This is a genomic window from Microbacterium sp. KRD172, assembly GCF_017168295.1.
Lineage (GTDB): Bacteria > Actinomycetota > Actinomycetes > Actinomycetales > Microbacteriaceae > Microbacterium > Microbacterium profundi.
On the sequence record NZ_JABFAS010000002.1, the window covers coordinates 3,143,463 to 3,150,045 of the forward strand.

The 6,583-nt window shown below is 64.2% G+C and carries 7 protein-coding genes; all 7 read left to right on the forward strand.

Annotation, left to right across the window (positions count from 1 at the left end):
* Positions 1-69 precede the first annotated feature (69 nt).
* The 7 genes from J1M43_RS15430 (at position 70) to J1M43_RS15460 (ending at position 6,501) form a co-directional block, all read left to right on the forward strand.
* Positions 70-819, forward strand: a complete 750-nt coding sequence (locus J1M43_RS15430; RefSeq protein ID WP_307823515.1) for a GntR family transcriptional regulator — start codon at positions 70-72, stop codon at positions 817-819.
* Between the two features lie 221 nt (positions 820-1,040).
* Positions 1,041-2,036 carry an ABC transporter substrate-binding protein gene (locus J1M43_RS15435; protein ID WP_206477237.1) on the forward strand — a complete coding sequence of 332 codons (996 nt, stop codon included), beginning with the start codon at positions 1,041-1,043 and terminating at the stop codon, positions 2,034-2,036.
* Positions 2,037-2,087: 51 nt separating this feature from the next.
* The gene (locus tag J1M43_RS15440) at positions 2,088-3,089 is read left to right on the forward strand and encodes an ABC transporter substrate-binding protein (protein WP_206477238.1); all 1,002 of its coding nucleotides are present in this window, start codon (positions 2,088-2,090) and stop codon (positions 3,087-3,089) included.
* A gap of 5 nt (positions 3,090-3,094) precedes the next feature.
* Positions 3,095-4,129, forward strand: coding sequence for an ABC transporter permease (locus tag J1M43_RS15445; protein WP_206477239.1), 1,035 nt, complete (start codon positions 3,095-3,097; stop codon positions 4,127-4,129).
* A 10-nt stretch (positions 4,130-4,139) separates the two neighbouring features.
* A complete protein-coding gene (locus J1M43_RS15450) occupies positions 4,140-4,898 on the forward strand; it encodes an ATP-binding cassette domain-containing protein (protein ID WP_206477240.1) in 759 nt (252 codons plus the stop codon).
* The gene (locus J1M43_RS15455) at positions 4,898-6,226 is read left to right on the forward strand and encodes a M20 family metallopeptidase (protein WP_206477241.1); all 1,329 of its coding nucleotides are present in this window, start codon (positions 4,898-4,900) and stop codon (positions 6,224-6,226) included. The genes J1M43_RS15450 and J1M43_RS15455 overlap by 1 nt, the downstream gene beginning before the upstream one ends.
* A 29-nt stretch (positions 6,227-6,255) precedes the next feature.
* Complete coding sequence (locus J1M43_RS15460; RefSeq protein WP_206477242.1) at positions 6,256-6,501, forward strand: hypothetical protein; 246 nt, start codon at positions 6,256-6,258, stop codon at positions 6,499-6,501.
* Positions 6,502-6,583: the final 82 nt, after the last annotated feature.

A 6,583-nucleotide genomic window follows, 5' to 3' on the forward strand; every position in this document is an offset into this window, starting at 1 on the left:
GGGCTTCGTTGCTATGGTCAGGGCTATCGTCAGCTGAAGTGTCTGACAGCAAAGGACTTAGGGGGCGTCGTGCCAGAGAAGGCCGCCACTACTCGCGCTTCGGGACGAGAGAGCATGGTCGAGCGTGTGTACGAGCAGGTGCAGGAGCTGATCTCGCGACTCGGCTTGAAACCGGGAGACCGTCTGAACACCGAGGCGGAGCTCGCCGAACTCTTCGGCGTCTCTCGTTCCACCGTGCGTGAGGCGCTGCGTCAGCTTGAGCAGGAAGGCACTGTCCACGCTGTGCAGGGGCAGGGCCGGTTCATATCGGCATCCGGCTCGTTGCGGGTCGAGCGGCCGATGACGAAGTACGAGAGCATCACCGAGGTGCTGGATGCACGCGGATACCAGGTGAGTAGCGCCGTTCTTGAGGTCAAGACCGGCGAAGCGGATGCCGATGAGGCCGAAGCTCTTCGGATCGAGCCCGGTGCCGAGGTGATCCGCCTGCTGCGTATCCGCTACGGGGACCAAGAACCGCTCGTGGTCAGCGCGAACACGTTGCCGCGGGCAACGCTCCCCGGCCCGCTGGAGCACCGCGATTGGAGCGGGTCTCTGACAGCGGCACTCGCTGCGCACGGACACCACGTGAACGCGTCGATCGCGACCATCTCTGCAGTCGATCTGCCAGACGACTGGCAGCGCCGATACAACCTCGCGGGGTTGGGTCCATGGCTGCTGGTGACCGAAGTAGGCATGAGTCGCCAAGGGGAGCGCGTACTGTACGCGGCCGACTACCACCGCGGCAGCGAGATCTCATTCAGCGTTCTACGACAGAGGTGATTGCGGTCGTCAGTCAACTCTGACACCGCCGACAAACAGCCGGCCCGTTCGCGTACGGACGACCGGCTGATGTTGTTTCTTCGGTCCACCGTCCGTTCCGGCACGCCCTTTGCCGCAAATGACTGGTGGGCTGAATCAGTCGTTTGACATGACTTGCGTGATGTCTGACAATGACTGATAGTTGACTAACGCCCACACCCGATCAAGCGAAGGAGCTTGAGATGCGTACAACACTCAGAGCTGGCATCACCGCAATAGGAGCTTCGATACTCCTCGCTGCGACCGGCTGCGCCGCGAACGGGCCGGAGAGTGGTGCCGAGAACGGTGACTCGGCGAGCTCGTACAGGATTGCGTTCGTCCCCGGCATCTCTTCGGACCCCTTCTTCGTGGCGATGGAGATCGCGGCGAAGGAGGAAGCGGAGAAGCTGGGCTTTGAGCTCGTCTATCAGGGCAGCTCCAGCGACTACTCGCCGCAGACCCAGTTGCCGTTCGTGGAGGGGGCGCTGACCGAAGGCGTGGATGCGCTCATCATGGCGCCGACCGACGGCGATGCGCTTCAGGCCAGCGTTCAGAAGGCCGCAGCCTCGGACGTGCCCGTCGTCACGGTTGACACGACAGTCTCGGACCAGAGCGAACTGGTCTCGCACGTCACCGGCGACAACGAGGATGGCGGGCGCAAGGCGGCCGAGACCATGGCGGAGCTCATCGGCGGCGAGGGCAAGGTCTTCGTCGTCTCCGGCGCACCGACGATCACGACGGACACGCTCCGTGTGGACGGGTTCGTCGACGAGATCGAGCAGAACTACCCGAAGATCGAGGTCGTCGGAGTCGAATACGCATACAGCCAGCCGGCCGAGGCGACGACGAAGGTGTCGGCCGCTCTGCTCAACCATCCGGATCTGAAGGGCGTTTTCGCGGCAGAAGGAAACAGCGGCGTGGGCTCCGTCGCCGCGCTGCGCAACGCGGACGCGACCGGAGAGGTGGCGCTGATCGGTTACGACGCCTACTCGAACCAGGTAGAAGAGCTCGAGCAGGGAATCTACAGCGCACTGATCGCCCAGGACCCCGCGCAAGAGGCGCGCCTGGCCATCCAGTTCGCGATCGCGGCCATCGAGGGCCGCACCGACGACATCGAGAAGGAGGTGGTCATCCCGAACGTGGTGATGACCCAGGAAAACCTCGAGAAGACACGCTCGTATCAGTACGACGAGCGATGACAGCAGTTCCCATATCCAGATGAACAGCGAACAGAGAACGAAGGTCACGAAATGAAGAGAATCAACAGGCCCACATCACTCGGTGTCCTCGGCGGTATGGCCGTCGCCGCGCTCGCACTCGCCGGCTGCTCAGCGGACGGCAGCGAGCAGGAAGGCGAGGGCGGCTCGGGAGAGCAGATCAAGGTGGCCTTCATTCCGGGCATCGCCTCCGACCCCTTCTTCCGAGCGATGGAGATCGCGGCCAAGGATGAGGCGGAAAAGCTCGGCATCGAGCTGATCTGGCAGGGAGCAGCAGACCAGTACTCGCCGCAGTCTCAGCTGCCCTTCGTCGACGCCGCGCTGACCGAGGACATCGATGCCCTCGTGCTCGTGCCGACCGATGCCGACGCCCTCCAGCCGAGCGTCACAAAGGCCGTCAGTCAGGGCATCCCGGTCATCACCGTGGACACGACGGTCTCCGACGGTTCGGATCTCGTCTCGCACATCACGGGCGACAACCATGATGGTGGCGCCCGTGCCGCCGAAGAGATGAACGAGCAGACCGGCGGCAGCGGCAAGATCCTTGTCATCTCGGCCTCACCGACCAATACCACGGGAACTCAGCGTGTCGAAGGATTCGAAACAGCTCTGTCCGAAGAGTTCGACGACCTGGACCTGCTGCCGGTGCAGTACGCATACAGCCAGCCCTCGGAGGCGACGACGATCCTGAACACGACGTTGCTCGAGAATCCCGACCTCGCCGGTGTCTTCGCTGTGGACGGGACCTCCTGCACCGGGGCGGTCGCAGCCCTCAACAACTCGGACAAGGTGGGCGATGTGAAGCTCATCTGCTACGACGCCTACGCCGCGCAGGTCTCGGAGCTCGAGTCGGGCGCGATCTCCGCGCTCATCGCCCAGGATCCCGCTCAGGAGGCGCGGCTTGCGCTGCAGTTCGCCTACGCGAAGGTGACAGGCGAAGGCGAGAACGAGATCGAGGACGAGGTCGTGATCCCCAACGTGGTGATGAACCTCGACAACCTCGACGAGACCCGTGAATACCAGTACGCAGAGTGAGCCCCATGACGAACGACACGAACAGCACACCGACGCTGGAGACCACACCGATCATCGCCACGCGCGGTGATCGCTGGAAGGAGATGGCAACCCGTCAAGAGACGCTGCTGATCGCGGTATACGTGATCATGGTGCTGGCTTTCTCCCTCATCAATCCGCGCTATTTCTCGACGGCATCCTTCGGCAACATCCTGCAGGATTTCGCCCCGGTCATGCTGATGGCGATCGGGCAGACCTTCGTCATCATCACCGGAGGCATCGATCTTTCCGTCGGTGCCGTCCTGGGGCTTTCCGGAGTCTCAGCCGCGCTCGCGATCCGCACGACGACGGAGAGCGGCATGAGCCCGGCGCTCAGCATCACCATCGGAATCGTCGCAGCCCTGCTCGTCGGCGCCACCGTCGGCGTCGTGAACGGCTTGCTGATCACCCGGGTCAAACTCGCTCCGTTCATCGCCACGCTCGCCACGATGGGCATCTGCATGGGGACCACCCTCGTGGTGACCGGCGGCGTGCAGGTCGCTGGCGCACCGAAGGAGGTCGTGCTCCTCGGCAACACCCGATACCTCGAAGTCTTCACGGTGCCACTTTTCGTCGTGCTGGGCGTCCTGATCATCGCCTGGCTGGCGCTATCCCGCACTCGCTTCGGCCGGCATACCTACGCGATCGGATCCAATCAGTTCGCTGCGCGCGTGGCCGGCATCAACGTGGATCGACACCTGATGAAGGTCTACGTGATCGGCGGAGTGCTCGCCGCCATCGCCGGTCTGTTCGTCTACTTCCGGCTCGGCTCCGGCTCTCCTGCCTCCGGGCGGGGCGGCGAGCTTCAGGCGATCGCAGCAGCCGTCATCGGAGGCATCAGCCTCATGGGTGGTGTGGGACGAGTCACCGGCACGGCGCTGGGAGCACTCATCACGGCCAGCGTGCTCAGCGGTCTGATCCTGATCGGAATCGAGCCCAACGCCCAGCAGATCGTCGTCGGAGCCCTCATCGCGCTGGCAGTCGCCGTGCAGGGTCTCAGTCGAGCCAACTCGCGAACCTAAGGAGCAAGGAATGAACGAACAGCCTGTGTACCAGGCGAAGGGCGTCACGAAAAAGTACGGCAACGTCCTCGCGTTGGACAACGTCGATTTCGCGGTCTCCGCTGGTGAAGTGGTCGGTCTGGTCGGCGACAACGGTGCGGGAAAATCCACCCTCGTGAAGGTGCTCTCCGGCGCCTACCGGCCCGACCACGGCGAGCTGTCCCTCGACGGTGAGCGTGCCGACTGGCACTCCCCGCAGGATGCTCTCGAGAGCGGCATCGAGACGCTCTACCAGGACTCCTCGCTCGCGCCTGACCTGACTGTGAGCGCGAACGTCTTCCTCGGCCGGGAAGAGGTGGTCCCGGGGCTCTGGGGAAAGCTCGGATTCCTCGCGAACGGGCGGATGGACGAGAGCGCACGTCAGGAGTTGGAGAAAGTGGGCATCGCCGTCCCCTCCTCAACGCGAACGGTGTCGCGCCTTTCCGGTGGTCAGCGTCAGGCGGTCGCGATCGGCCGGGCCGCCGCGTGGGCAAGCAAGGTCATCATCCTCGACGAGCCGACGAACCACCTCGGCGCACGTCAGTCCGCCGAAGTCCTTGAGGTGATCAAGCAGGCACGTGCGAAGGGGCTAGCGGTGATCTTCATCTCGCACACGCTCCCACACGTGCTCGAAGTCACGGACCGGATCGTCGTGCTCCGTCTCGGACGGGTTTCTGTGGATGCTCCGACGAGCACCTTCACACCTGACAGCCTCGTCAAGGCGATCACCGGACTGAACGGAGCCGCCTGATGCCCTCGTCGAAAGAGAACCGTGACGCGCTGGTGCGGCTTGACAAGGCGATCGCCGAGCATGCTTCCGATGCCGAACGACTCTTGGTGGATCTCGTCGGCGTTCCGAGCGTCAACCCACTGCAGCCCGGTGTAGCCGTCGGAAAATACAACGGCGGAGAGTCGCGCGCCAACGAGTTGTTCGGTGAGTGGCTGCGCGATGCAGGGATGGAGACCCATGTCGTCGAGGCAGATCCTGGGCGGGCGAACCTCGTCGGCGTCCGGCGCGGCAGCGGCGGCGGTCGTTCGCTCGGCATCAACGCGCACATCGACACGGTGGCGCCCCAGCAGGGCAGGTTCGAAGACCCCTGGAAGGCCGAACGGGTCGGAAACCTGCTGTACGGCCTCGGCACGACAGACATGAAGGCGGCTCACGCTGCCGCATGGCTTGCAGTGAAGGCTCTGAACACGACCGACGTCGGGCTGACCGGGGATCTGCACATCCACTCCGTCGTCGGAGAGGAGACGATGAGCCACGGTATCGGCACCACCGCCGTCCTCGAGGCCGGCTTCGGCGTCGATGCCGCGATCATCCCGGAACCGACCTCGAGCGACGACGAACTGTTCCGACTGGCGAACACTGCCGCCGGCAACTACCTCTTCTCGCTGACGGTGCCGGGCAAGTCCACGCATTGGGCTTCACGGAACCTCGCAATCCGCGCCGGCGGGGGCGGCGATACCGTCGGCGTCAACGCGATCGACAAGGCCTTCTACGTCTACACGGCCATGCGCCAGCTCGAAGATCAATGGGCGTTCTCCAAGCGGCATCCGCAATTCCCTCCCGGCGCATTCATCATTCATCCCGGAGTGCTGCACGCCGACATCGGCTTCCCCGCCGCGCCGTACTTCCCCGACCGCGCACGGTTCGACTACCTCCTCTCCTTCCCTCCAGGCGATACGTCGGAGCAGATCCGGACGGAGGTCGAGTCTCACATCCATGCCGCGGCGGCCCTCGATCCGTGGCTCGCCGAGCATCCGATCGAGTTCGAGTGGATCGATACGTGGCCACCCGCGTACACCGACCCGACCTCGGAGTTCGCGCGCGTCGCGCTGAGCGCCCGCAACGAGGTCGCTGTCGATCTGGGGACGCCCGCTCTGGACACGCCTCAGCCGAACGGCGCACAGTCCGACGCCTCGTTCTATGAGGCGCAAGGCATCCCCGCGCTGGTCTGCGGCCCCGGCAATCTCCTGGTCGCGCATGCGGCGGACGAGTACGTCGACGTCGACCTCATCCCCGCAGCCGCCCGAATGCTGGTGAGAACTGCACTGGGATGGTGCAGCGAAGGATGATCGGCTCGGCGCCGCATTTCGATGCCATCGTGTTCGATTGCGACGGCGTTCTCGTCGACAGCGAAACCCTGTCGATGCGAGTGTCGCAGCAGATCGTCGCCGACCTCGGCTGGCAGATCGATCTGGCCACGATGATGGAGATGTTCGTCGGTTGCTCCCATGAGTACTTCGTCGAGCAGGTGGAGAAGAACATCGGTCGGAAACTCGAACACGGATGGGATGATCCGTATTGTTTAGCCGAGTCGTTCGGTAGCGCGGGTGGGTCGTTCTGGTAGCACTCGTGGGTTGGTCTGGTAGCGCCGGGGGCGGTTGGACCGTGAGGATGGCTGTCAGCCGAGGCCAACGGGGTCTCGGTCG